Below are 25,953 nucleotides of genomic sequence, written 5' to 3'. Positions count from 1 at the left end.
CACTATGAAACGGGATTCCGCGACATTCCAGCCCAAAAGCAAGCCCGGGTGCAAGCTTGGGCCGATATCGTCTTACCTGCGCCACACACCGGGGGCGAAAAGCGCCAGAATGGCCAAAATTTCAACACGGCCCACGATCATCGCCGCCCCCAGAATGGCCTTTTCCGAAACTGTCAGCTCCAGCATGCGGATCGGAACATCGCTGGCCATGGCGGCCAGTGGCCCGGTTGTCGTGACTGCCGCCACGGTCAGCACTAGGCTTTGTTCAAATTCCAACCCGCGCAAGGACAGGGCCGCAATCACGATGGCAAAGGTGATGGCGTAAAGCATGAAGAAAATCCACGCCACATAGGCCCCGCTTTTGCGCAAACGCCGTTCGCCATCGCCGCCACCGCCGATGGAACTGGGGTGGACAAGGCGGTCCATCTCGCGCTCGCCATGGCGGGCCAGTGCATAGACCCGCAGCAGCTTCAACCCGCCCGCCGTGGTGGCAATGCCGCCCCCCATCATCGCAAGCCCCAGCAAGATCAGACCGGGGCTGTTCAACCCAGACCAAGACCGCGCATCCTGCCAATCGGCGCTTTCAAATCCGGTTGTGGTCAGAAAGCTCATGGTGGTGAACAACCCGCCCCACAGCGCATCAAAGGCCGCCTTGGCATTCAGCACATCATCCGCCGCCAGCGCCCCCAGCCAATGCCGGAAAAACAGCAGCGTTGGCACCACGACCAGAAAAAAGGTGGCAAGCTGCACCTCGTGATCGTCGCGCAGGCTGCGGTTGCGGTCGGTCAGCACCGCACCGGGAAAGCTGCGGCGGGTGAGCGCCAGCGCCATGAACACGAAAATCATCACCTCGGTCACAAAGCCCGATGTGGCATTGGCGACGCCTTGTCCATTGGTGATCCCGCTGGTCGAAAGCGTCGACATCGCAAGGCAAAGCGCGGTCAGCCCCCGCTCTCCCGCGATCAACAGCATCACCCATAGCAGCAGGGTCAGCCCGAAATACACCGGAAACAGCGCAGAGGCATGGCGGATCAGCCGTTCCGACGGGTTTGCGCCATGGGTTATCTGTTCCGCGCCCTGCGCCCCGCGCCCCGGCACCCGGCCAGACAGCACCTCAACCCCGCCAAGGTTCAGGGGGGCCAGCACCGCCACTGCTGACAGCAGCACGAAAAAGCCACCCATCCAGCCCACCAATGCCCGCCACAGATGCAATGACGGCGCAAGCCGCCCCGGCGTGTCATATTGCGTGGCCCCGGTGGTGGTAAAGGATGACACCATTTCAAACCAAGAATTGGCAAAACTGGTATCGGGGACCGCCTCATTGAACGGCACCGCAAACAGAAAGGGCAACCACAGGTAAGCCCCCAGCAAAGCCGCAAGCTGGCTGCGCGCGACCGAGCGCGGCCGATAGTTCGATGTGGCAATCCCCACCACAGCCGCCAGCAGGCAAAACATCACACTGCCGTAAAAGAAGGGGCGCGCCACCGTGAAATCAGCAAACACAACCGCATGGGCCGCCGGCAGCAGCATGGCCAAGGCTCCCGCCCCGGTCAGGACCACCAGCAATGGCAATTGCAGAATACGCCCCATCCCCGGACCGCTTAGAAAAAGTCGATGGAGACTTGCAGCAGCCGCTCCACCTCTGGCACGTCTTTTGACATGGCAAACAGCGCGATCACATCGCCTTCTTCCATGCGCAGATCGCCGGTCGGTTTCAGGACCTTGTCGCCTTTCATCACCGCGCCCACCAGCACGCCTTCGGGGAATTCGGTTTCCTTGATCAGCTTGCCCGCAAGGGGCGAGGTGGACAACACCTGCGCCTCGATCATCTCGGCTTCGGCGTCACCGATGGAATAGATCGACCGCACGCGCCCGTGGCGGATATGCCGCAGGATCGAGGATACCGTGGTCGCACGCGGGTTGATGAAAGCGTCAATATCCAAAGCGCCCATCAACGGCACCAAGGTCGGATCGTTGACCAGCGCAATCGCCATCGGGCAGCCCGCCTGTTTGGCGCGCACCGCCACCAGCAGGTTGGTCTTATCGTCATCCGTCACGGCCAGAACCGCATCGGCCCGGTCAATCCCGGCTTCCAGCAGGATATCCATATCCATGCCATCGCCGTTCAGCACGATCGTGCGTTCCAGCCCATCGGCGGCTTTTTCGGCGCGGCTGCGGTTCTTTTCGATCACTTTGGCGCGCATGCGTTCGGTCCGGGCCTCCAACGCGCGGGCCACGCCCAAACCGACATTGCCCCCGCCCACGATCACCACCCGCTCTTGCTTGCGGGTGGTCTTGCCAAAGATTTCCAGCGTGCGGTTCAGATCCTCGGTATGGGCGAACACATAGATCCGGTCGCCCGCGAAAAGCTGATCACCCGCATCCGGTGCAAACAGACGTTCTTCGCGTCGCACACCGACCACAATCGCCCGCAGGGTGGAAAACAGTTCCGTCAATTGCCGTAACGGCGTGTTAAGCACCGGGCAATCCTCATCCAGCACGATGCCCAGCAATTGCGCCTTGCCGCCCATGAAGCTTTCGGTGTCAAAGGTCGCGGGGGCGGCCAGCCGTTGTAGCGCCGCTTCGGCCACTTCCTTTTCCGGGCTGATCACCACGTCAATCGGCATGTGATCGCGGCGATACAGATCGGCGTAAATCGCATCAAGATAGCTTTGCGACCGCAAGCGCGCGATCTTGCGCGGGACCGAAAACACCGAATGCGCGACCTGGCAGGTGACCATGTTCACCTCGTCAGAATGGGTGGCGGCGATGATCATATCGGCATCGCGCGCACCTGCCCGCGCCAGAACATCCGGATAGCTGGCAAAGCCAACGATACCCTGCACATCCAGCGTATCGGTGGCCCGGCGCACCAGATCGGCGTTGAAATCAACGACGGTGACATCGTTGTTTTCGCCTGACAGGTGGCGCGCGATTTGCCACCCCACCTGCCCCGCACCGCAGATGATCACTTTCATAGTCGTTTACTCCGTGGTCGCGGCAGCTTAAACCGTCTGCCCTTTCATTGGCAGAAGCGCCCGTCAGGGTCAATCTGCGGCGCAAGGACTATTCATCATCATCGCCGTCATCGGCCTCTTCCAGCCGGGCGGTGCGCGCGCCGGATTTGCTGGTCGTCACCACCCCCAGCGACTTCAGCTTGCGGTGCAACGCGCTGCGTTCCATGCCGACAAAGCTGGCCGTGCGGCTGATATTGCCACCAAAGCGGTTGATCTGGGTCAGCAGATATTCCTTTTCAAACAGCTCCCGCGCCTCGCGCAGCGGCAAGGTGGCCAAGGCCCCGCCCAAGACAAGCCGCCCGTCATCGCGGCCCGAAGGCTCTTGCCCCGGCAGCTCCTTTACATCCACCGGCCCCGTGCCATCGCCAAGAATCAGCACGCGTTCGATCACATTGCGCAACTGCCGCACATTGCCCGGCCATTGCATGGTTTGCAGCATCGCTTCGGCCTCTGAGGTCAGCTTGCGCGCAGGCAGGCCTTGGGTGCGGTGGAACATATCAATGAAATAAGCCGTCAGTTCTGGTATATCCTCGCGCCGCTCTTCAAGGCTGGGCACCGCAATCGGCACCACGTTCAGCCGGTCATACAGCTCTTGCCGGAAGCGACCGCCCGCAATCTCGGCCCGCAAATCGCGCGTGGTCGAGGAGATGACCCGCAGATCAACCCGCACCTTGTCCACGCCACCGACACGGGTGAATTGCTGATCGACCAGCACGCGCAAAATCTTGCTTTGCGTGCCCAGCGGCATTTCGGCCACCTCGTCGAAATAGATCACGCCGCCATGCGCCTGCTCCAGCAGGCCTTGCTCCACCCCGCGCTCTCCGGTTTCGCGGCCAAACAGCACCTCTTCCATGCGCTCCGGCTCTATCGTGGCTGAGGTGACGGTGACAAACGGGGCCGAGGCCCGGTTGGAATTGCTGTGAATAAAGCGCGCCGCCAATTCCTTGCCCGCCCCGGCAGGCCCGGTCAGCATCACGCGGCCATTCGACTTCGTGACCTTTTCAAGCTGTGATTTCAAGGTCTTGAACGCCGTGCTTGATCCCAGCATTTCCGAGGAGGTGACATCGCGGCGCCGCAAATCGGTGTTTTCACGGCGCAGACGGCTGGTTTCCATCGCGCGGCTGACCACCACCATCAACTGATCAATGTTGAACGGCTTTTCAATGAAATCATAGGCCCCTTGCTTGATCGCCGCGACCGCTATTTCGATATTGCCATGGCCCGAAATGATGACCACCGGCACATCCGGGTTATCGCGTTTCACGGTTTTCAGAATGTCGATCCCATCCATCTGGCTGTCTTTCAACCAGATATCGAGGATCATCAGCGCGGGTGCCTCGGCCCCGATCTGGGCCATGCATTCGTCGGAATTTCCAGCCAAACGAACGGCATAGCCTTCATCCTTCAGAATATCCCCGATCAATTCGCGGATATCGCGTTCGTCGTCGACAATCAAAATGCTACTCATTGTTCCCCCTCGGCTTTTCGGCCTGCGTTTCTGCCCTTTGCCCGTGGCAAGATGATCTCGGCCATCGCCCCGGCATGGGTGTTTCCTTCAAATATATCGGCATCCAGCAGCGCCAGCGTGCCGCCATGCTCTTCGATGATCTTCTTGACGATGGGCAGGCCAAGGCCGGTGCCCTTTTCGCGTGTGGTTACATAGGGTTCAAACAGCCGCGCGCGGTCAGGCGGCAGGCCGATCCCGTTATCGGCAATCCGGATCGTGGCGGCATCGGCATCCACCACAAGCGAGACGCGGATTTCCGGCGCAATCTCCACACCCTTGTTCTTTTCCATAAAGCTTTCAATGGCTTCACCGCCATTCTTCACAAGATTTGTCAAGGCCTGAGAGATCATGGTCGCGTCAAGTTCCATCGGCAAAACCATGTCCGGCACATCCATGACAAAGCGCACATCGGGCTGCCCTGCCTCTTGCAACAGCACCGCGTCGCGCAACAGCTTGCACAAATCTTCCTCGCGCCGCACCGGTTCGGGCATTCGCGCGAATTTGGAAAACTCATCAACAATGCGGCGCAAGTCATTGGTTTGGCGCACAATAACATCGGCGTATTGGTCCAGGTCAGCCGCCTGATCCCCGACCAAAGGCCGGAATTTGCGCTTGATGCGTTCCGCAGAAAGCTGGATCGGCGTCAGCGGGTTCTTGATCTCATGCGCGATGCGCCGGGCGACATCGCCCCAAGCCGCCATCCGCTGCGCCGAGACAAGATCGGTCACATCATCAAAGGCCACAACATAGCCTTCCAATGTGCCGGTATCAGAGCGCCGGATGCTCATCCGCACCAGCAGGCTTTCCATCCGGCCCTTGCGCGTCAGGCGCAGTTCCTCTTGAACCGATGCCCCAAGACTCTCGCGCAACTTACGGAAAAGGCTGTCAAATTCCGGAACAAGATAAGACAGATCATGCCCTTCGGCGCTGCCTTTCACATCCAGCAAACGTTCTGCCGCGCGGTTCACAAAATCCACCCGGCCATCGGCATCAAGGCCAATCACCCCCGCGGTCACCGAGGACAGCACAGAGTCAAACAAGCGCCGCCGCCCTTCGGTTTCGCGGTTGCTGGACACCAGCGCATCGCGTTGCCCCTTCAACTGCCGGGTCATCTGGTTGAACAGACGGCCCATCATGGCAATCTCGTCATCGCCTTCTTCTTCGGGGATCTGCACGTCCAGATCGCCGCTGCCGACCTTTTGCGCCGCCCCGGCAAGCCGCCCCACCGGGCGCGACAAACGCTCGGCCAGCCACAGCCCCAACCAGATCGCGGCCAATATCAGGATCACGGCGAAACCAAGATACAGCAGACCGAATTCGAACAGCAGCCGCCCGCGCTCTGCCTCCAATTGCTGATACAGCGCCACGGTTTCGCGTGTCTCATCCAGCAGGCTCAGGATGTTGCCATCCACCTCGCGCGAGACATAGAGGAAGCGATCCACATAGGCGTTCAGAAACACCAGCGCGCGCAGTTCGTTGTTCGGCCAATCCTCGATCAGCACGGTTTCCCCGGCCCGTGCGCGGGCGATCTGTTCTAGCGTAAGCTCTTCAAAATCAAAGAGGTATGAACGCTCGCCCCGTGTTTTCAACGCGCCTGACCCGTCAATCAGATAGGCCTCCTTCAACCCGCGCTGAATGGCGGCCTGCCCTTGGGTCAGGATCGGGCGCAATTGGTCATCGGCCAGAAAAAACGTGCTTTGCTTGGCAATATTCAGATAGGCCGACAGGCTTTCGGCATCTTCGGTCAGGTCGCGGCGGTGTTCGCCATCATAGGCCTGCGCCGCCGCCAAAGAGTTACCGACCACGGCGCGCACCCGTTCGGAAAACCACCCCTCCAGCCCGACATTGAAGGTCAGCACCGCAAAAACCGCAACCAGAACCGTGGGTATCAGCGCCAGAAGCGCGAAAATGCCCGACAACCGCAAATGCAGGCGCGACCCCGCCGACTGGCTGCGCCGGTCCGCGATCATCCGCGACACCCGCGCCAGCACCAAGGCCGCCACGACCAGCACATAAACCAGATCGGCCAGCAGAATCAGCCGCAGGAACAGCGAGGTTGCGCCCTGATCGAATGGCCCAAGCGCCATGAAGGTCGCCAAGGCCAAACTGGGCCCCAGCGTGACCAGCACAAAGGTCATGATATTCTGAAAACGCCTTTGGCGCCGCAGCCGTGACAGCTTTAGCCAAGTGTTGCTTCGCATCACAGCCGACAAATCGCTAAACCCCCACAGGTTGCAGGCCGCGCATATCCACGGCCCATATCTGCACGGCATCGGCTGGAAGGTTCCAGAATGCCACGCTGCTGTGGCAGTTTTACATCAACTTACGCCGTCGTGTCACGCGAATTTCCAGATCGGTGATCTTCTTGCGCAAGGTATTGCGGTTGATGCCCAGCAAATCGGCACATTTAGCCTGATTTCCAGCCGTTGCATCCAAGGCAATTTCGATCAGCGGGGCCTCAAATTCACGCAAAATCCGGGCATAAACGCCGGGAGGTGGCAAAGATCCGCCGTGCAGATCGAAATAGCGGCGCAAATGCCGCGCAACCGAGGCGGACAGCTTTTCGCCCTCGCCCCCGCCGCGCAGGGGTTCCATCGCGGGCTGATTGCTCAACATGCCTTCAATTTCAGACCGGGCGATCTCGGGCTCGGGCGAGGTGACCATCAGGCGGCGCACGGCGTTTTCCAACTGGCGCACATTGCCGGGCCAGCTGTAATTGCGCACAAGGTCGCGCGCATCGGCAGACAGCTTGCGCTCGGTTCCCAGTTCGCGCGCGCCACGGGCCAGAAAATGCGCGGCCAGCAGTTCGATGTCTTCGACCCGTTCGCGCAGCGCGGGCACCTGAATATTCACGCCACCCAAGCGGTAATACAAATCCTGCCGGAAGGTGCCTGCCTCCATCCGGGCGGTCAGATCGCTTTGCGAGGTGGCCATGACACGCGGGGCATTATCGCCGAACATATCCAGCATCCGCACAATCCGCGCCTGCGCATCATCATCGTAATCGGCAATCTCATCAAAAATCAGGCTGCCGCCCTTGGCCCGCGCCAAAAGATTGGCAGGCCCGTCCACCCCACCCAGATCCGCCGCTTGCACCACGATGAATGGCTGGCTGCGACGGTCAGAGAAATCATGTATGGCGCGGGCAATCAGCGATTTCCCGGTGCCGGATTCGCCGGTGATCAGCACGGCCAGATCGGTGTTCATCACCCGCGCGACCAAACGGTAAAGCGCCTGCATGACCGCCGTGCGCCCGACCAGCGGCAAATCCTCTCCCATATCGCGGGGGGCATTGGCCGGGCGTTGCGGCGCACGGCGCTTGATATCCAGCGCCCGGGCCGAGCGTTTCATCAGGTCGGGCAGATCGAACGGCTTTGGCAGGTAATCATAGGCCTCGGCCTCGGCGGCCTGAATCGCGGTCATGATGGTGTTTTGCGCCGAAATCACGATCACCGGCAGACCGGGGCGCAGCTTGGAGATTTGCGGCAGCGCCTCCAGCCCATTGCCGTCGGGCATCATCACATCCGAAATTACCAGATCGCCTTTGCCTTCCTCGACCCAGCGCATCAGCGTGGTCAGGCTGGAGGTGGCATGCACCTTGCACCCCGCCCGCGTCAGCGCCTGCGTCAAAACGGTGCGGATCGTGCGATCATCGTCAGCGACTAGAACCGTGCCGTCCATGGTTTATTCTCCTGTCAGTCGTGAATGCTTGGGGGCCATGGGCAAAGACACCCGGAACACCGTTTTGCCCGGCGCGGAATCGACCGAAATCCAGCCGTCATGGTCCGAGATAATCTTGGACACCAGCGCAAGGCCCAAGCCGGTGCCGTTTTCGCGGCCCGAAACAAAGGGTTCGAACACATTGGCCGCGATTTCCGGCGGCAGGCCGGGGCCATCGTCGATAATTTCAACCTGCAAGGCCAAGGGGCTGCCAGAGCCATCCTTATGCCGCAGCCGCAGCGACAGATCATAGAACGTGCGCAGCCGGATCACGCCGCCATCGGGGCCAGAGGCCTCTGCCGCGTTCTTGATCAGGTTCAAAAACACCTGCATCAACTGGTCCGGGTCGGCAAAAGTGGCCGGCAGCGAGGGGTCGTAATCTTCGACAATGGTCATATCGCGGGCAAAGCCCACAATGGCCGACCGCCGCGCCCGGTCCAGCGCGTCATGAATATTGACCACGCGCCGATCTGGCGGGCGCAGATTGCCGAATTGCTCGACCTGCTCCAGCAGTTTCACGATGCGGCGGGTTTCCTCGACGATCAGATCCGAAAGCTCGCGATCCTCGGGCGACAGGTTCATCGCCAAAAGCTGTGCCGCCCCCGAAATACCTGCCAGCGGGTTCTTGATTTCATGCGCCAGCATTTCTGCCATGCCGATGGCTGATTTCGCCGCCGTTTTCACTGCTGCCTGACGGCCCAGACGGTCGGCAATCTCTCGCGGGGTGATCAGCAGCATCAGCAAATCGCGGTGGTCCTGCATCGGGGCGATTTGCAGGCGGCAATGCACGGGCGCGCGCTCTCCCGTGGTGATTTCCACGTCATTGATGACCAAGGGCGATTGGTTCACCTGCACCCGCGCCATCGCCTCTTCCATCGGGGCGTCGATATGCACGCGTTCAAACAGCGATTGGCCCTTCAGGCTGCGGGTGGACAGGTTCAGGAAGGTTTCGGCTGCGGGGTTCACCTCGACCACGGTGCCGCCCACCTCTACCAGCAGCGCCGGAACGGGAAGCGAGGCCCAGAACGCCCCCGGTGTCGGCAATGGCGTGCGTTCCGTCATGCCGCCACCTTTTGGGCATCGGCAAAAGCGGCGCGCAGTTCGGCAATCACGCGCGCGGGGTCTGTCAGCGTCAGGATCAAGCCGCGCGCAGCCTCCAGCCCGGCGGTTTCCAGATACCAGCCCAGATGTTTGCGCGCCGTGCGCAGGCCAAGCTCCGGCCCGTAAAACGCCAGCATTGCCTCATAATGGCCAATCACCATGGCACCCAGATCATCGCCTTGCGGGATCACCGGGGCGGGCCGTCCAAACAACCCCGCCGCGATAGAGGCCAGCACCCAAGGCCGCCCCTGCGCGCCGCGCCCCACCATCACCCCATCTGCACCCGAGGCCGCCAGCGCCGCCGCTGCCGCCTCGGCGTCAATAATATCGCCATTGGCGATCACGGGGATGCGCACCGCCTCTTTCACCGCGCGAATGGCGGCCCAATCAGCAGCCCCTTTGTAAAACTGGCAGCGGGTGCGGCCGTGAATGGTGATCATCTGGACACCTGCCGCTTCGGCCCGCCGTGCAATCTCGGGCGCGTTCAGCAGCGCATCATCCCAGCCCAGCCGGGTTTTCAACGTCACCGGCACCTTGACCGCCGCAACCACCGCCTCAATCAGGCTGAGCGCGTGGTCAGGGTCTTTCATCAAGGCCGAACCGGAATAGCCCGTCGTGACCTTTTTGGCAGGGCATCCCATATTGATATCAATGATTTGCGCGCCTTGCGCCTCGACATAGCGCGCGGCTTCGGCCATCCAGTAAGCCTCGCGCCCGGCAAGCTGCACCGAGGTGGCCTGCTGGTCAAACCCCAGTTCGGCACGCGCCCGGGCCAAGGGACGGGCTTGCACGACCTCTTGGCTGGCCACCATCTCCGATACCACAAGCCCTGCCCCGAACCCCGCCACAAGGCGGCGAAACGGCAAGTCTGTGATCCCCGCCAAAGGCGCGAGCAATACCGGGGGGTCGATGGTCAAGCTGCCAAGCTTCACGAAATCCTGTCCAATCCATGCCAATCCTCTTTCCACCTAGCGAGGCCAAGTGGGAAAGACAAACCTTTCCGCCGCAAAAATCATCGAAAAACAGAAAGTGCCTAATTTTTAGGCGCACGTCTTTTGGGGCAGCGCAATTGCTCTGCTGCGGCATCTGGCCTAGAACGCTGTGACGCAAAGAAACCGCCGGGATCGCCGCATGACCAACGCCGCCATCATCACCGCCGCAGGCCGGGGCAGCCGAGCCGGGGGCGACAGGCCAAAGCAATGGCAGGCCCTTGCGGGCAAACCGGTGTTGCAGCACACGCTGGACGTGTTCCGTGCCAGCGCGCGGTTTTCCACGCTGGTCGTCACCATCCACCCCGATGATCGCGCCGATGCCGTGCAACTGGGGCCGGATGTGATTTTGGTCGAAGGTGGCGCGACGCGGGCAGAATCTGTGAAGAACGCGCTGGAACATCTTGAATCCATGCAAATTTCACGCGTTTTTATCCATGATGGCGCGCGCCCGTTGGTGACGCCTGCGCTGCTGGATCAGTTGCATGCAGCGCTTGACCAAAGCGCCGCCGCGGCACCCGCCTTGATGGTCACGGATGCGCTGTGGCGTGGCGAGCGGGGCCGCGTTTCCGGCGTGCAGGACCGCGCGGGGCTTTACCGCGCGCAGACCCCGCAAGCCTTTCACTTTGCCCCGATCCTTGCCGCCCATCGCGCCCATCCGGGCCATGCCGCCGATGATGTCGAAGTGGCGCGCGCCGCCGGGATAGAGGTGGCAATCGTCGCGGGTGAGGCGGATAATATCAAGATTACCTTGCCGCAGGATTTCGATCAGGCGGCGCAAATACTGACCATGCGGGCACAAAGGGACAAAGCGATGGATATCAGACTGGGCAACGGCTTTGACGTGCATGCCTTTTGCGCGGGGGATCATGTCTGGCTGTGTGGTGTAAAAATCCCCCATTCCCAAGGGCTTCTGGGCCATTCTGATGCGGATGTGGGGATGCATGCGCTGACAGATGCGCTGTATGGTGCTTTGGCTCTGGGCGATATCGGCCAGCATTTCCCCCCCTCGGACCCGCAATGGAAAGGGGCCGAAAGCCATATCTTTCTGGCCCACGCGATGGAACAGGCCCGCGCGCAGGGCTTCACGCTGGGCAATGCCGATGTGACGCTGATCTGCGAACGCCCAAAAATTGGGCCACATGCGCCCGCCATGCGCGCCGCTTTGGCGCAGATCATGGGGGTGGACATGGGGCGCGTATCGGTTAAAGCCACGACAAGTGAAAAATTGGGCTTTACGGGCCGCGAAGAAGGCATCGCCGCCCTGGCCACCGCAACCTTGGTGAAAACATGACCGCAAGCCGCATCCTTTCCATCTTTTTCGGCGCGGGCCTGCTGCGCCCTGCGCCGGGCACCTGGGGCTCGGCGGCGGCGGTGGGCGTGGGGTTGATCCTGCATCGCATCGGGCATTTCCCGCTTTTGGCTGTGGCCACGGTGGCGATCACCGCGATTGGATTTTGGGCCTGCCGCCGCGAACTGGCCGGAAAACCGGGGCAAGACCCGTCTGAAATCGTGATCGACGAAGTGGCAGGCCAATGGATCGCGCTGCTGTTCCCGTCTTTCGGCTTTTGGTATATCGGCTTGGAAAGCAACAACTTCCCCTATCCGGGCTGGGTTGCGGCCTTTCTGTTGTTCCGGCTGTTTGATGTGTGGAAGCCTTGGCTTGTGGGCCGGGCCGATGCGCGCGGCGATGCCGATGGGGTGATGATTGATGACCTTTGGGCCGGTCTTTTTGCTGGGGTTGGCACCATGGTTTTCGCTGCCCTCGCCCATCTTGTGATCATGTAGGGGGCCAAGATGACTCCGGCGCAGATACTGGACGCTGCCCGCGCCAAGGGCATCACCATCGCCACCGCAGAAAGCTGCACCGGGGGCATGGTCGCCGCTGCCCTGACCGATGTTGCGGGCGCATCCGATGTGTTTGATCGCGGCTTTGTCACCTATTCCAACGCCGCCAAAATCGCGAGCCTCGGCGTCTCGCGCGATACTTTGGCCACCGATGGCGCGGTGTCCGAGGCCGTCGCGGTGGAAATGGCCGCAGGGGCCTTGCGCGAAAGCGGCGTGCGGCTGGCGGTGTCCATCACCGGGATCGCAGGCCCCGGCGGGTCCGAGTTCAAGCCCGAAGGCCGCGTCTGCTTTGGTCTGGCGCAAAAGGGCCAGCCGACCCGCGCCGAAACCGTGGAATTCGGGGCACTGGGTCGGGCCAAGGTGCGCCAGGCGGCCACCGACCATGCGCTTGCCCTGCTGGCGCAGGCGCTGCGCTAGACTTCACGGATTGCCCAAAGATCAGGCTTTGCGCGATATTTCCGCCCTTATTTAAGGCAATTCAATAAACGCCCCCGGATTAAGCAACCAATCCGCAGTTGCCGCTTTTGTTTGCGCCCCGCTGCCGCTTTTTTGCGCGGAATTGCAAAATACCAGCAGGAGCGCCCATGAACGCCGCAGATACCGCCTGGATAATGACCGCCACGGCCCTTGTCCTTTTCATGACCCTACCGGGGCTTGCCTTGTTTTACGGCGGGCTTGTGCGCGCGCGCAACGTGCTTAGCGTATTCATGCATTGCGCTGCCATCGCCGCCTTGATGAGCGTGCTATGGCTGGCGCTTGGCTATTCCATCGCTTTTGGCAGTGACGCCCCGTTGTGGGGGGGCCTTGGAAAAATGTTCCTGAACGGCGTCACCACCGACAGCCTGTCCGGCACCCTGCCCGAGATTGCGTTTTTCGCCTTTCAGATGACCTTTGCGATCATCACCCCCGCGCTGATCGTGGGCGCCTATGTGGAACGCGTCGGCTTTGGCTTTGTCATCGGGTTTTCGGCGCTGTGGATGCTGATCTGCTATGCCCCCGTGGCCCATTGGATCTGGGGCGGCGGCATGATGGCCGATGGCGGGATTTTCGGCGCGGTCGGCGTCAAGGATTTTGCCGGCGGCATCGTGGTGCATGAAACGGCGGGGCTTGCGGCCTTGATCCTTGCCATCATGATCGGCCCGCGCCGCCACAAGACCACCCCGCCGCATAACCCCGGCATGGTGATGATCGGGGCCGGGATGCTGTGGGTCGGGTGGTTCGGCTTTAACGGTGGCTCGCAACTGGCCGCCGATGGTGGGGCCGCGATGGCGATCACCGTCACCCATATTTCCGCCGCCGCCGCCTCGCTGTCCTGGGCCGCGTGGGAGCGGGTGAAATTCGGCAAATCCTCGCTTGTCGGTCTGGTTACCGGCACGATTGCGGGTCTGGCCTCCATCACCCCGGCGTCCGGTTTCGTCGGCCCGGTCGAGGCGCTGGCCATTGGCCTGATCGCAGGTGTGCTGTGCCAAGAGGCGGTGCTGTTGATCAAGCACCGGCTGGCCATCGACGACACGCTGGACGTGTTCGCCGTGCATGGCATTGGCGGCATCTTCGGCACCATCATGATCGCGGTGTTCGGCGCGGGCGCTTGGGTGGCACAGCTTGGCGGCTTGGCGATTGTCGGCGTCTGGACGTTGGTCACTACCTATGCCATCGCCAAACTGGTGGGCATGGTCACGCCGATGCGGGTGGATACCGAGGCAGAACATAACGGGCTCGACATCTCGTCGCATGGCGAACGCGCCTATGACATCAACAGCTAAGCGCTGACCGCACCGAAAAGTGGAAGGGGGCTTCGGCCCCCTTTGTCATGGCCGCCTGCCATAAAGCTCTGCCGCGCGGCGTTCAAAGGCCCGCACCACGCGCAGCATCGCCTCATTGAACACGACCCCGATGATGCCTTGTAAGATGGCGTTCTTGAATTCGAAATCCACCATAAAATCCACCTCGCAGCCCCCCGGCGCATCGCGAAAGCCCCAGGTGGAGCGCATGTATTTGAACGGGCCGTCCAGATATTCGGTGTCGATCTTGCGGGCCTCGGGCCAGAGCGTCACCCGGCTGCCGAACCGCTCGCGAAATACCTTGAAGCTGATGACCAGATCGGCCTCCATCACCTCTCCGCCTGCGATGGCTTTGCGCGACCGGATCCGCGCTGCGGAATTCCACGGCAGGAATTTCGGATAGGCCTCGACATCGGCGACAAGCCCGAACATCTGCTCTGCCGTATAGGGCAGGAATTTGGTTTCTGAATGGCGTGGCATATCGCGATCTTTGTCCCGGGTTTGGCGTGACTTGGGCTTCGGTATTGGATAAACAGGCCGGGGAAATCAAGGGGCCAGCATGCCAACGAGACCATATGTCATAGACCAGTTGATCTCGGCCAAGTCCATCGCGGCCCGAATCGAGGAACTGGCAAGCGATATCCGCAGCCATTTCGCCGGCACCGACAAGCTGGTCGTCGTGGGGCTGCTGCGCGGGTCATTCGTGTTCATCGCCGATCTGGTGCGTGAATTGGACCTGCCGGTAGAGGTGGATTTCCTCGAAGCCTCCAGCTACGGCAATGAGATGGAAAGCAGCCGCGAGGTGCGCATCCTCAAGGATCTGCGCGGCGAGATTGCGGGCCGCGATGTGCTGGTGGTCGAGGATATCGTCGACACAGGCTTTACGCTGCATCATGTGTTGCACCTGCTGGAATCGCGCAACCCCGCCCGGATGGAGGTGTGCGCCTTGCTCGATAAACCCACAAGGCGCGAGGTGGATATCAAGGCCACATGGACGGGCTTCACCATCCCCGATGAATTTGTCGTCGGCTATGGCATTGATTTTGCACAGCGCAACCGCAATCTCCCCTTTATCGGCAAGGTCCGCTTCACGGATCAGGGCTGATGCTGCCCGACCTTCTGGCACCACGGCTGGAAGTGGTGTTTTGCGGCACAGCAGCAAGCCGCGCATCGGCAGCGCGCGGGCATTACTATGCCGGGCCGGGCAACCGCTTTTGGCCGCTGCTGCATGAAACCGGGCTGACCCCGCATCTTTTCACCCCGGATGAGGATCATCATCTGCCCGCGCTGGGGCTGGGCCTGACCGATCTTGCCAAAACCGCCGCAGGTATGGACCGTGATATCCCCGCCACCGCCTATGCCCCTGCACGGCTGGCCGAACTGGTCGCCGCCCTGCGGCCCAAACGGCTTGCCTTCACCAGCCTGACCGCCGCGAGAATCGCGCTCGGTGCGCGGTATCCGGCAGGGCGCGCGCAATCGCCTCTGTTTGCAGACCTGCCGCTGTGGGTGCTACCCTCGCCTTCCGGGGCGGCCCGCGCCACTTTCAGCGCCGCGCCCTGGCACGATCTGGCACAAGCGATAAGGACCCCGGCATGAATTACACCTGGTTTTTGCGCATGGCGAAATGGGCCCGCAATCCGCCATCCCCCGCCCGCGTCAAGCTGGTGCTGGGGGTCATCCTCGCCTGTCTGTTGCTGTTCGGCTATGAATATGTCTTTGGCTGGCCCGACTGGCTGACATTGGAAAACGGCGGCCGCGCGCACCGCCTGCCGCGTCTGTAACCCCTGCGCTGATCCCCAGGGAACAGCGCGCCCCACTCATCTATGGCAGGCTTGCAAGCGCGCCCCAACGCGCGCAAACTTACCCGACCCAAAAGGAGAGCCCGCCATGCGCCGCCTGCTGACCACCGCTGCCGTTCTTGCCGCCCTCGGGGGTGCCGTGTTCTGGGTCGTCACCATGCCCAAACCGCTGGAGGCTGCGGCCACGGCCGGGCTGAGGGGCGATGCCGTGGCGGGCGAGGCGGTGTTCTGGGCGGCGGGCTGCGCCTCCTGCCACATGGCCGACGGCGCCAAAGACGCGGAGCAACTGGTGCTCTCGGGTGGGCAACGCTTTGCTTCGCCTTTCGGCACCTTCGTCGCGCCCAATATCTCCACCGATCCGACCCATGGCATCGGCGGCTGGTCGCTGGCCGATTTCGCCAGCGCCGTCACGCGCGGCGTCTCGCCGGATGGCACGCATTACTTCCCGGCCTTCCCCTATAACGCCTATAACAAACTGGCGCTGCAAGACGTGGCCGACCTCAAGGCTTTCATGGACAACCTGCCCGCCGATGCCACCCCAAGCCAACCGCATGAGGTGGGCTTTCCCTTCAACATCCGCCGCACGCTGGGGGGCTGGAAATTCCTGTTTGAAAACACCGATTGGGTCATCACCGCCGATCTGACCGAGGCCGAAACCCGGGGCCGCTATCTGGTCGAGGCGCTGGCCCATTGCGGTGAATGCCACACCCCGCGCAATCCCTTGGGCGGGCTGAAACGCGGTGACTGGCTCGCCGGGGCCGCCGACCCTTCCGGCAAAGGCCGCATCCCCAATATCACCCCCGCCGCCCTTGACTGGTCCGAGGACGATATCATCGCCTATCTGACCACCGGCTTCACCCCGGAATACGATTCCGTAGGCGGCCATATGGCGCATGTGGTGGAAAACATGGCACGCCTGCCCGAAAGCGACCGCGCCGCCATCGCAGCCTACCTCAAACGGGTGCCGAGCAGCGGCGGCTGATACCACTCAGGCAAAGGGCCATGGCCCCAAAAGCCAGCCGCTCTTTCATCTATTCAAAAATATCCTCGGGGGGGGCCCGTTTGCCTGTGGCAAACGGGGTCTGGGGGGCAGACAGCCCCCCTGCCCGATCAGCCTCAGCCGCGCCCCAGCTTGGCCAGACGCGCCGCCCGCAACCGCGCGAAATCATCGCCCGCGTGATAGCTGGACCGCGTCAAAGGCGTTGCCGACACCATCAAAAACCCCTTGCCATAGGCGGCGGTTTCATAGGCCTTGAATTCATCCGGCGTCACGAACCGATCCACCCGGTGATGCTTTGGCGTGGGCTGCAAATATTGGCCGATGGTCAGAAAATCCACATCCGCCGCGCGCATGTCATCCATGACCTGCCGCACCCCCATCGCCTCTTCGCCCAAACCCACCATGATGCCGGATTTGGTGAACATCGCGGGGTCCAGTTCTTTCACCCGCTGCAACAGGCGCAAAGAGTGGAAATAGCGCGCGCCGGGCCGCACTTCGGGATAAAGGCCGGGCACGGTTTCCAGATTGTGGTTGAACACATCAGGCCGCGCCTCCACTACCTTTTCCAGCACCTCAGGGGCACATTTCAGGAAATCCGGCGTCAGAATCTCAATTGTCGTCTCTGGGCTGCGGTGACGGATGGCGCGGATGGTCTGGGCAAAATGCTCTGCCCCGCCATCCTCCAGATCATCCCGGTCGACCGAGGTAATCACCACATGGTTCAGCCCCAATTGCTGCACCGCATGCGCCACGCGCCCCGGCTCAAACGCGTCAAGGGTTTGCGGCTTGCCGGTCGCCACATTGCAAAAGGTGCAGCCGCGCGTGCAAATCTCGCCCATGATCATCATGGTCGCATGGCCCTGCCCCCAGCATTCGCCGACATTGGGGCAGCCTGCTTCTTCGCAGACCGTGACCAGCTTTTGCTCTTTCAAAATCTCGCGGGTTTTCTTGTAGCCCGCAGAGGTGGGGGCCTTCACCCGAATCCAATCCGGCTTTTTGGGCTGCGCATTGTCGACGCGATGCGCCTTTTCGGGGTGGCGCTGGTCCGGCAATTTGAGATCACGCAAGTTCTTTTCCCCTCACAACCAATCTGACATTCAGTTACGCCTTTTTATAGCCTGAGACAACCAGTGCGGCCCTAAACCGCAGCCCCGGTCGCGGCAAGCCGCTATGCGCCATGCGCAATGATACCTCAAACCATAAGCATATGCCGTAGAAAAGCATCGTCGAGTGGGGATACCCGCTTTATTCCCGCCCCGGCGGGAAAGGTGGCTGCGCAAAAGGAAGGGCCATGCCAAGCCCCTGCCAGAGCAAAGAAAAAGGGGGCCCGCGCCCCCTTTTGCCCGATTACCCGATCAGCGGCCCATGCTTGCCATATGTGTCCTCGTAATGCCGCCGCAGCCGTTGCAAAGCGATGCGCAGCACGATCTTGCCAGACCGCGCCGACCAGCCCATGCGCTTTTCGGCCACCTCCAGCCCTTCCAGAAAACAGCAGCAACGCAAGACACAATCGCCCAGCCCCGGCCCCAGATCGCGCAGCGCAGCAGACACCCGGTCACGGGCATCGCGCGCGCCGCCACCGGTTTTGCCATCGGGCTGAAAGCTGCCGCGGTCGCCGCCCGTCAGGAACCGTTCCCAGTTCTGAGTCACGCGCGGACCCATCTGGGCCAGTTCGAAATCTTCGCGCAATTGCTCGGCAGCGGACACCAGATCCGGGGTCAGGAACGGGTTGCCATCGCGATCGCGCCGCCGTGCCAGCACCGCCACAGGACTTTCGGCGGCATTATAGCGCATGCGGCGTTCGTCACCCTCCTCTGTGACCGTGCGGTCCTCCCACTCCCGGTGCTGGGCGCCGAACACCGCTGTTGCCTCGGCCATGCCCGCGCCTTCCGCCGTGGTCGCCATCCGCTTCCACGCCGCCCGTCCCGCCTGCGTGATCTGATAGGTGGAAATCCGCCCCGGCTTGTCGCAGCTGATCCAGTCTTTCAATGCAAAAGCCTGCGCTATCGCCCGGTCCATCACCGCAAGCCGCTGCGTGCGCCCATCCTCAAAGCTGCGCAGCACTGCTGCCTTTTCCATATCCGCAGCAATGGCCAAAACCGTTTCCGGCTCTGCCAACCGCCGCAAAATCCTGCGGCCTTCCCGCAAAATCATGCTTTCATCCATCGTCATACTATCGGGTCTGATTGGCGCAGTCATATCCTTGGCGTCCTTCCGGCTGGTTGTTCCTTGGCTCTTGCCTTGCACCCGCCCCAAAGCACAAAGCGCTTCATCCACCAAAGGATCGTCGCGCAAGCTTTCAAAACGGCGCACCTGGCGCATCACCGTCGAGGCGTGGCAGCCTTCGCGCCGCGCCAATTGGCGCAACGAAACGCCCTGTTCCGTGTGATCCAGATACAGGCGCACCGCATCGGGCAGCCATGCAGGCAGCGAGAATTCCGAACTCAGGTTTGATCCCATCTCAATGTCCTGTGCCGCTCTTCCGGCTTTTTTTGTCCAGCCTTGGACGAATTCAACCTTGAGTGGCATTGGTTACATGTCCGTTAATATCTTCGCTTTTGTCGATAATTGTTTCGAAATCATAAACAAATGCGAAAGCACCGTGCGGTGCAAACAAAGCGGACGCAACGCAGGGTTGCACTGATGCAACATGGCCGCAGACCAACACAGGAGCTGTCCATGTCAGAAATCGCCACACTTCTCGCCAATCTGCGCCGCCCCCGCCTGCTGATCCGCGCCGCCCGGCACGGGGTGCAGGATTACCAGCGCGAGCGGGATCTGCGCCGTCTGATCAAGGCCAATGCGCCACCCAGCCCGGAATCCGCGCTGGTCAAGCTGTTCTCGGCCGAGGAACAATTGGAAGAAACCCGCCGCGCCGGGGATGCCGGCTATTCCATCGCCCGCCATGTGGAATTGTTGATCGCCCTGATGGCCGAAGCTCGCCTCTTTCAATCTCGCGCGCAGGCCTGAAATGCAAAAGGCCCTTCCCGCAGGGGAAGGGCCATGAACCGCAAAACCAACGGCCAAAGATCAGATGAACGCATCCGGCATCGAGGCTTTCTTGCGCGCCACATAATCATCAATCGACTCGCGAATGCCCTCATCCAGCGCCGGGGCCTGATAATCGCCCAGCATCTTTTCCACCCGCAGGCTGGCCAGCGTTTCGGTATCACGCGCGCCTTCCTCATACCAGGTTTCAAAGGGCTTGTAGTCAAGCAACTCCGACCGCCAGAACGCCGATTTGAAGTTCTTCTGCGTATGCTCACAGCCCAGAAAATGCCCGCCCGGCCCCACTTCGCGCAGCGCGTCCATGGCCTGACCATTGTCATCCATCATCACACCCTGCGCCAGATGATGCAGCGTGCCCAACTGGTCGGCATCCATGACAAACTTCTCAAAGCTTGACACCAACCCGCCTTCCAACCAGCCGCAAGCATGCAGCATGAAGTTGACGCCGGACAGCAGCGCCATGTTCAAACTGTTCGCCGTTTCATAAGCCGCCTGCGCATCCGGCAGCTTGGAGCCGCAGAACGACCCGCCCGACCGATAAGGCAGGTTCAGCCGCCGCGCCAATTGCCCCGCACCATAGGTGATATGCGCAGCCTCCGGCGTCCCAAAGGTCGGCGCGCCCGAGTTCATGTCGATCGAGGTCACGAAAGCGCCAAAGATCACCGGCGCACCGGGGCGCACCAACTGGCTATAGGCCACCCCGGCCAACACCTCGGCCAAGACCTGCGTCAGCGTGCCTGCCACCGTCACCGGCGCCATCGCCCCCCCCACGATAAACGGAGAGATAATCGCCGCCTGCCCGGCCTTCGCATAAACCTCCAACGCGCCCATCATGGTCGAATCAAAGGTCAAGGGGCTGTTGATGTTGATCAGACTGGTCATCACCACGTTCTGATCCACGAAATCCGCACCAAACAGCAGCTTCGACATTTCAACCGAATCCGCCGCGCGCTCCGGTTCCGTCACCGACCCCATGAACGGCTTGTCCGACAGCACCATATGCGCGCGCAGCATGTCCAGATGCCGCTTGTTCACCGGAATATCGGTCGGCTCACACACCGTGCCGCCCGAATGGTGCAACCATTTCGACATATAGCCCAGCTTCACGAATGTCTCGAAATCCGCCATGGTGGCATAACGACGCCCACCAACCCGGTCACGCACGAAGGGGGGGCCGTAAACCGGGGCCAGCACCAGATTGCGCCCACCAATCTCCACCGCCCGTTCCGCGTTGCGCGCATGTTGGGTAAAGCTGGACGGCGCCGTGGCACACAGCTGACGCGCCAGACCGCGCGGAATATGCACCCGCTCGCCCTTTACATCCGCCCCTGCCGCACGCCAGCGGTCCAGCGCCGCCGGGTTATCCACGAAATTGACGCCAATCTCTTCCAACACCGTTTCGGCGTTATATTCGATGATTTGCAGCGCTTCCTCATTCAGAATTTCGAAATTCGGAATGTTGCGGCTGATATATTTCGCCACGCCAAAGCTGACCGCGGTCCGTTCCGCCCGCCGCGCCGAACCACCACCGCCCCGCGCTCTGCGCCCTGCAACCTCATTCATCGCGAAACCCCTCTCCTTACCTGCCAACTGGCAGCGATATTTGCCGCCCTTATGCCGCAGCCCTGCGCGCGATCACTCCTCATTTCCGTCACTTGCCACTCAAAACCGACATTCCAAATCCCAAGCCTGCCGCATTTCATCTTGGCGAAAATACCTTCGGGGGGGAGGGGCGGATGAAATCCGACCCGTGGGGGGGCAGACAGCCCCCCGCCCCGGCCCAGACAAAACCCCGCGTTTGGCCCCTTGCGATTCGACCTTTCCCCGCTTATTCCCCAGCCATGACACAGCATGAACGCCTCCTCATCATCGACTTCGGCTCTCAGGTCACGCAGCTCATCGCGCGCCGCCTGCGGGAATTGAACGTCTATTGCGAAATCCATCCTTTCAACAAAGTGGATGACGCCTTCCTGCAAGACTTCGCCCCCAAAGCGGTGATCTTCTCGGGCGGCCCCTCCTCCGTCTTTGCCGAAGGCGCACCGATGCCCCCTGCTTCGGTCTTTGATCTGGGCGTGCCGATCCTCGGCATCTGCTATGGCCAGCAAGTCATGATGCATTGCTTGGGTGGCAAGGTCGAACGCGGCCACGGCACCGCCGAATTCGGCCGCGCCTTCGTCACCCCCACTGCCGCCAAAACCAAACTGCTGGACGGCTGGTTCGCCACCGACCGCGAACAAGTTTGGATGAGCCACGGCGACCATGTCAGCAAAATCGCCCCGGGGTTTGAGGTGTATGGCACCTCCCCCAACGCGCCCTTTGCCATCACCGCCGATACCAAGCGCCATTTCTACGCCGTGCAATTCCACCCCGAGGTGCATCACACCCCGAACGGCGCGAAATTCTACGAAAACTTCGTCCGCATCGCAGGCTTTACCGGTGACTGGACGATGGGTGCCTACCGCGAACAGGCCATCGCGGCGATCCGCGCTCAGGTTGGCGACAAACGCGTCATCTGCGGCCTGTCCGGCGGCGTCGACAGTTCGGTCGCCGCTGTGCTCATCCACGAGGCCATCGGCGACCAACTCACCTGCGTTTTCGTCGATCACGGGCTGCTGCGGCAGAACGAGGCCGAAGAAGTCGTGAAAATGTTCCGCGACAATTACAACATCCCGCTGATCCATGCTGACGAATCCGAGCTGTTCCTGGGCAAGCTGGACGGGGTGTCCGACCCCGAAACCAAGCGCAAGATCATCGGCGGGCTGTTCATCGACGTGTTCCAGAAATATGCCAACCAGATCGAAGGCGCGGAATTCCTCGCCCAAGGCACACTCTACCCCGATGTCATCGAAAGCGTCAGCTTCTCGGGCGGCCCCTCAGTAACCATCAAAAGCCACCATAATGTCGGCGGACTGCCGGAAAAGATGGGGCTGAAACTGGTCGAACCGCTGCGCGAACTCTTCAAGGACGAAGTGCGCGCCTTGGGCCGCGAACTTGGCCTGCCCCCCTCCTTCATCGGGCGCCACCCCTTCCCCGGCCCCGGTCTGGCCATCCGCTGCCCCGGCGAGATCACCCGCGAAAAGCTGGAGATTTTGAAAAAGGCCGATGCGGTCTATATCGACCAGATCCGCAAACACGGGCTCTATGATGAGATTTGGCAAGCCTTCGTCGCCATCCTTCCGGTCCGCACCGTGGGCGTGATGGGCGACGGTCGCACCTATGATTTCGCCTGCGCCCTGCGCGCGGTGACCTCGGTGGATGGCATGACCGCCGATTACTACCCTTTCACCCATGAGTTTCTGGGCGAAACCGCGACGCGGATCATCAATGAGGTGCAAGGCATCAACCGCGTCACCTATGACATCACGTCCAAACCGCCGGGCACAATCGAATGGGAATAAGCCTCGGCGGGGCGTAGCCCCCGCCGAAACCCAAATCCCGCCAGCGCGCCCCAAACGAGGCGCGCTGCGCAGCGAGCAACGAGTGGCCCCTCAGCGCCGCTTGAACAAAGACCCCAGAATCCCGCGCACAATCGCCTGGCCGCTCTTGGTCCCCAATTGCCGCGCAAAGGATTTGGCAAAGGCCTCCCCCACCGAATCCGAACTGCTTCTGCGACTGGTCTTTTTCGGCTCGGCCCGGCCCCCGTCATACCGCCGCGCCGAATTGAACTCGCGCGCGTCGATCTGGAATTCCTTGGCCTCTTGCGCGGCTTTGGCCTCTGCGGCCTCGGCCTCTGCGGCCTCTTTCGCCGCCGCCTCGGCCCGCGCCTTCAACCGCTCATAAGCCGAATCGCGGTCAATCTCGGCCTCATATTTCCCCGCGACCGGCGATCCCGCCATCAGCATCGCCCGCACACCCGCATCAATCGGCCCCAACTGGCTGCTGGGCGGGCGGATCAGCGTGCGCTCCACCACGCCCGGTATCCCCTTATCCTCCAGGAATGAGGTCACGGCCTCGCCCGTGCCCACCTCTTTGATCGCGGCTTCTGTCGAAAAGCGCGGGTTCTCCCGATAGGTCTGCGCGGCCAGCTTCAAATCCTTTTGGTCACGCGGCGTGAACACCCGCAGCGCATGCTGCACCCGGTTGCCAAGCTGGGCCAACACATCATCCGGCACATCCGCCGGTTTCTGCGTGATGAAATAAATCCCCACCCCCTTGGACCGGATCAGCCGCACCACCTGTTCCACCTTATCGACCAACGCCTTGGGCGCACCGTCAAACAACAAATGCGCCTCGTCGAAAAAGAACACCAGCTTGGGCTTGTCCGGGTTGCCCACCTCGGGCAATTCCTCAAACAGTTCCGACAAAAGCCACAAAAGGAACGTCGAATACAACCGCGGCGCCCCCATCAACTGATCGGCCGCCAGAATATTCACCCGCCCGCGCCCATCCGGGTCCACCCGCATCATATCGGCCAAGTCCAGCGCGGGTTCCCCGAACAGGTTCTCACCGCCCTGATTCTCCAACACCAGCAAACGCCGCTGAATCGCACCGATAGAGCTGACCGACACCAAACCATAGGTTGTGCTGATCTCGGCCGCGTTTTCCGCAATGAAGGTCAGCATGGCCCGCAGATCTTTCAGATCATACATCGGCAGCCCTTCTTCATCGGCCAGCCGGAAGGCCACGTTCATCACGCCTTCCTGCGGCTCCGTCAGCTCCAGCAGGCGCGACAGCAACAAAGGCCCCATCTCGGCCACCGTCGTGCGGATCGGATGCCCCTGCTTGCCGTAAAGGTCCCAGAACGTCACCGGAGAGGCGCCATATTTTAGGTCAAGCCCAATGGTTTCCGCCCGTTTCAGGAAAGCGCCATGCAGCTTGTGCTGCTCCGATCCCGGCAGCGCAATCCCTGACAAATCCCCCTTCACATCCGACATGAACACCGGCACACCCGCCGCCGAAAACCCCTCGGCCAGAATCTGAAGCGTCACGGTCTTGCCCGTCCCGGTCGCCCCGGCAATCAGACCATGCCGGTTGCCATATCCCAACAACAGGGTCTGCGGGATGCCATACCCCTCACCGCCGCCCCCAACGAAAATCTTGCCCGCTTCTGACACTGAACGCCCTTTCAACCTATGGATGCAAAGCCCTCGCACTTTGCCCAACGCGATCAAAATACATTGTTAACCGTTCTGTGCCAGAGTCGTTCTTACCAAAGCGGCCAGCTTGCCGCCTTTGGTGTGACTTCCTCCCTGTTAGACTGGCCGCGCCCTTGAAAAGGCGCGGTTTTTTTCACCCGCCATGGCGCGCGCCGCCACAAATTCCCTGTTGACGCCCCGTTCATTACGCCGTAGCGTTCGTCTCAATGAAGTCGGCCAGTCCGACAGGGAGCAAAAAAATTCATGGGAAAGGGCTGGTTCGCTGGCCCTTTTTCTTTTACTCCGCCTTGCCCCAGCCTGTTTCAAGTCATTGCGTTCATGGGCGAAGTCCTGCCGGGTTTTGCGGCACCTCCCTGCATTTCGGGCCTGACTTTCCGCTAAACCCATGATAGTCGGGGGCAGACCAATGAAGGACGATCCGAATGTCTGTGACAAAAACTGCCCCTTTTCTCGCAACGGCCCTTTGCCTGCTGATCGGCACCGCCGCCTTTGCACAAGACACCACGCCCGCCGCTCCGCCCGCCGCTCCGGTTGAAGGCGATGCGCCAACCACCAACGGCCTGTCCATGGGCAAGACCGAAGGCGAAGAAGCACCGGCAGATGGCGTCGGCACCACCTATCTCGCCGAAAGCTTCGGAAGCTGGGAACAGCGCTGCGTCAAAACCGAAGATGGCGCCGATCCTTGCCAGCTTTACCAATTGCTGAAAGACAGCGACGACAACGCTGTCGCTGAAATCTCGATCTTCGGCCTGCCCGCAGGTCAGGAGGCCGCCGCAGGTGCCACGGTCATCGTGCCGCTGGAAACCTTGCTGACAGCCGATCTGACCATGGTGGTCGATACCGGCAAAGCCCGCAAATACCCGTTTTCATGGTGCTCCAACATCGGCTGCATCGCGCGCGTGGGCTTCACCCAGGCAGAGGTGGACGGTTTCAAAAAGGGCAATGAGGCGAAGCTGACCATCGTTCCGGTCGTGGCCCCGGACCAAAAGGTCGAACTGACCGTCTCTCTCTCTGGCTTCACCGCAGGCTATGAAGCTGTGAACAAAGCCAACGGCAACTAAGCCGCGCCAACCACACCAATCAAAA

Annotated in this window: 23 protein-coding genes; 11 read left to right on the top strand and 12 right to left on the bottom strand. The window is 61.4% G+C overall.

The window, feature by feature from the left end; genetic code table 11:
- Window positions 1-72: 72 nt before the first annotated feature.
- The 7 genes from EGN72_RS09135 to dusB all read right to left on the bottom strand — a co-directional run bounded on the left by EGN72_RS09135 (window position 73) and on the right by dusB (window position 10,301).
- Window positions 73-1,590, bottom strand: coding sequence for a TrkH family potassium uptake protein (locus EGN72_RS09135; RefSeq protein WP_127046782.1), 1,518 nt, complete (start codon window positions 1,588-1,590; stop codon window positions 73-75).
- Window positions 1,591-1,601: 11 nt separating this feature from the next.
- Complete coding sequence (gene trkA, locus EGN72_RS09130; protein WP_127046780.1) at window positions 1,602-2,978, bottom strand: Trk system potassium transporter TrkA; 1,377 nt, start codon at window positions 2,976-2,978, stop codon at window positions 1,602-1,604.
- A gap of 88 nt (window positions 2,979-3,066) precedes the next feature.
- Window positions 3,067-4,485: a sigma-54 dependent transcriptional regulator gene (locus EGN72_RS09125; protein WP_127046778.1), complete on the bottom strand. Its 1,419-nt coding sequence runs from the start codon at window positions 4,483-4,485 to the stop codon at window positions 3,067-3,069.
- Window positions 4,482-6,725 carry a PAS domain-containing sensor histidine kinase gene (locus EGN72_RS09120; RefSeq protein WP_199743728.1) on the bottom strand — a complete coding sequence of 748 codons (2,244 nt, stop codon included), beginning with the start codon at window positions 6,723-6,725 and terminating at the stop codon, window positions 4,482-4,484. The genes EGN72_RS09125 and EGN72_RS09120 overlap by 4 nt, the downstream gene beginning before the upstream one ends.
- A gap of 112 nt (window positions 6,726-6,837) precedes the next feature.
- Window positions 6,838-8,205, bottom strand: coding sequence for a response regulator (locus tag EGN72_RS09115; RefSeq protein ID WP_127046774.1), 1,368 nt, complete (start codon window positions 8,203-8,205; stop codon window positions 6,838-6,840).
- Window positions 8,206-8,208: 3 nt separating this feature from the next.
- On the bottom strand, window positions 8,209-9,306 hold the full coding sequence (locus tag EGN72_RS09110) for a nitrogen regulation protein NR(II) (RefSeq protein ID WP_127046773.1): 1,098 nt from the start codon (window positions 9,304-9,306) through the stop codon (window positions 8,209-8,211).
- The gene (gene dusB, locus EGN72_RS09105; protein ID WP_233587093.1) at window positions 9,303-10,301 is read right to left on the bottom strand and encodes a tRNA dihydrouridine synthase DusB; all 999 of its coding nucleotides are present in this window, start codon (window positions 10,299-10,301) and stop codon (window positions 9,303-9,305) included. The genes EGN72_RS09110 and dusB overlap by 4 nt, the downstream gene beginning before the upstream one ends.
- A 175-nt stretch (window positions 10,302-10,476) precedes the next feature.
- Between dusB and EGN72_RS09100 the strand changes: the two genes are divergently transcribed.
- The 4 genes from EGN72_RS09100 (at window position 10,477) to EGN72_RS09085 (ending at window position 13,945) form a co-directional block, all read left to right on the top strand.
- Window positions 10,477-11,628, top strand: a complete 1,152-nt coding sequence (locus EGN72_RS09100; RefSeq protein WP_127046771.1) for a bifunctional 2-C-methyl-D-erythritol 4-phosphate cytidylyltransferase/2-C-methyl-D-erythritol 2,4-cyclodiphosphate synthase — start codon at window positions 10,477-10,479, stop codon at window positions 11,626-11,628.
- A complete protein-coding gene (locus EGN72_RS09095) occupies window positions 11,625-12,122 on the top strand; it encodes a phosphatidylglycerophosphatase A (protein ID WP_127046769.1) in 498 nt (165 codons plus the stop codon). Before EGN72_RS09100 ends, EGN72_RS09095 begins: the two co-directional genes overlap by 4 nt.
- Window positions 12,123-12,131: 9 nt before the next feature.
- Entirely contained in the window at window positions 12,132-12,599 is a 468-nt protein-coding gene (locus EGN72_RS09090; RefSeq protein ID WP_127046767.1) for a CinA family protein, read from the top strand.
- 167 nt (window positions 12,600-12,766) lie between these two features.
- The gene (locus EGN72_RS09085; protein WP_127046765.1) at window positions 12,767-13,945 is read left to right on the top strand and encodes an ammonium transporter; all 1,179 of its coding nucleotides are present in this window, start codon (window positions 12,767-12,769) and stop codon (window positions 13,943-13,945) included.
- Window positions 13,946-13,990: 45 nt separating this feature from the next.
- Here EGN72_RS09085 and EGN72_RS09080 read toward each other — a convergent pair whose 3' ends face one another.
- Window positions 13,991-14,443: a type II toxin-antitoxin system RatA family toxin gene (locus EGN72_RS09080; protein WP_127046763.1), complete on the bottom strand. Its 453-nt coding sequence runs from the start codon at window positions 14,441-14,443 to the stop codon at window positions 13,991-13,993.
- Between the two features lie 79 nt (window positions 14,444-14,522).
- Here EGN72_RS09080 and hpt point away from each other — a divergent pair, with 79 nt between their 5' ends.
- The 4 genes from hpt to EGN72_RS09060 all read left to right on the top strand — a co-directional run bounded on the left by hpt (window position 14,523) and on the right by EGN72_RS09060 (window position 16,744).
- A complete protein-coding gene (gene hpt / locus EGN72_RS09075; protein ID WP_127046761.1) occupies window positions 14,523-15,068 on the top strand; it encodes a hypoxanthine phosphoribosyltransferase in 546 nt (181 codons plus the stop codon).
- Window positions 15,068-15,559, top strand: a complete 492-nt coding sequence (locus tag EGN72_RS09070; RefSeq protein ID WP_127046759.1) for a mismatch-specific DNA-glycosylase — start codon at window positions 15,068-15,070, stop codon at window positions 15,557-15,559. The genes hpt and EGN72_RS09070 overlap by 1 nt, the downstream gene beginning before the upstream one ends.
- Window positions 15,556-15,744 carry a hypothetical protein gene (locus EGN72_RS09065; protein WP_127046757.1) on the top strand — a complete coding sequence of 63 codons (189 nt, stop codon included), beginning with the start codon at window positions 15,556-15,558 and terminating at the stop codon, window positions 15,742-15,744. Before EGN72_RS09070 ends, EGN72_RS09065 begins: the two co-directional genes overlap by 4 nt.
- A 106-nt stretch (window positions 15,745-15,850) precedes the next feature.
- On the top strand, window positions 15,851-16,744 hold the full coding sequence (locus EGN72_RS09060; RefSeq protein WP_127046755.1) for a cytochrome c: 894 nt from the start codon (window positions 15,851-15,853) through the stop codon (window positions 16,742-16,744).
- A 134-nt stretch (window positions 16,745-16,878) separates the two neighbouring features.
- Here the strand turns inward: EGN72_RS09060 and lipA are convergent, their stop codons facing one another.
- Together lipA and EGN72_RS09050 are read right to left on the bottom strand one after the other, a co-directional pair.
- Window positions 16,879-17,829 (bottom strand): lipoyl synthase, encoded by a 951-nt coding sequence (gene lipA, locus EGN72_RS09055; RefSeq protein ID WP_127046753.1) that lies wholly within the window; start codon window positions 17,827-17,829, stop codon window positions 16,879-16,881.
- Window positions 17,830-18,109: 280 nt separating this feature from the next.
- The gene (locus tag EGN72_RS09050; RefSeq protein ID WP_127046751.1) at window positions 18,110-19,222 is read right to left on the bottom strand and encodes a DUF6456 domain-containing protein; all 1,113 of its coding nucleotides are present in this window, start codon (window positions 19,220-19,222) and stop codon (window positions 18,110-18,112) included.
- A gap of 219 nt (window positions 19,223-19,441) precedes the next feature.
- On the opposite strand from EGN72_RS09050, the gene EGN72_RS09045 reads away from it, so the two are divergent.
- The gene (locus EGN72_RS09045) at window positions 19,442-19,732 is read left to right on the top strand and encodes a DUF6477 family protein (protein ID WP_127046749.1); all 291 of its coding nucleotides are present in this window, start codon (window positions 19,442-19,444) and stop codon (window positions 19,730-19,732) included.
- 60 nt (window positions 19,733-19,792) lie between these two features.
- Here the strand turns inward: EGN72_RS09045 and EGN72_RS09040 are convergent, their stop codons facing one another.
- The gene (locus EGN72_RS09040) at window positions 19,793-21,334 is read right to left on the bottom strand and encodes a trimethylamine methyltransferase family protein (protein ID WP_127046747.1); all 1,542 of its coding nucleotides are present in this window, start codon (window positions 21,332-21,334) and stop codon (window positions 19,793-19,795) included.
- Window positions 21,335-21,612: 278 nt separating this feature from the next.
- Here EGN72_RS09040 and guaA point away from each other — a divergent pair, with 278 nt between their 5' ends.
- Complete coding sequence (gene guaA / locus EGN72_RS09035; RefSeq protein WP_127046745.1) at window positions 21,613-23,169, top strand: glutamine-hydrolyzing GMP synthase; 1,557 nt, start codon at window positions 21,613-21,615, stop codon at window positions 23,167-23,169.
- 90 nt (window positions 23,170-23,259) lie between these two features.
- Here the strand turns inward: guaA and EGN72_RS09030 are convergent, their stop codons facing one another.
- Window positions 23,260-24,825 (bottom strand): helicase HerA-like domain-containing protein, encoded by a 1,566-nt coding sequence (locus tag EGN72_RS09030; RefSeq protein WP_127046743.1) that lies wholly within the window; start codon window positions 24,823-24,825, stop codon window positions 23,260-23,262.
- Window positions 24,826-25,289: 464 nt separating this feature from the next.
- Between EGN72_RS09030 and EGN72_RS09025 the strand changes: the two genes are divergently transcribed.
- Window positions 25,290-25,928 (top strand): invasion associated locus B family protein, encoded by a 639-nt coding sequence (locus EGN72_RS09025; RefSeq protein ID WP_127046741.1) that lies wholly within the window; start codon window positions 25,290-25,292, stop codon window positions 25,926-25,928.
- The last annotated feature ends 25 nt before the right edge of the window (window positions 25,929-25,953 follow it).

It is taken from the genome of Pseudorhodobacter sp. E13, from assembly GCF_003991405.1.
Lineage (GTDB): Bacteria > Pseudomonadota > Alphaproteobacteria > Rhodobacterales > Rhodobacteraceae > Pseudorhodobacter.
The sequence above is the reverse complement of the archived record's forward strand: the minus strand, read 5'-3'. Positions and strand labels throughout refer to the sequence as shown.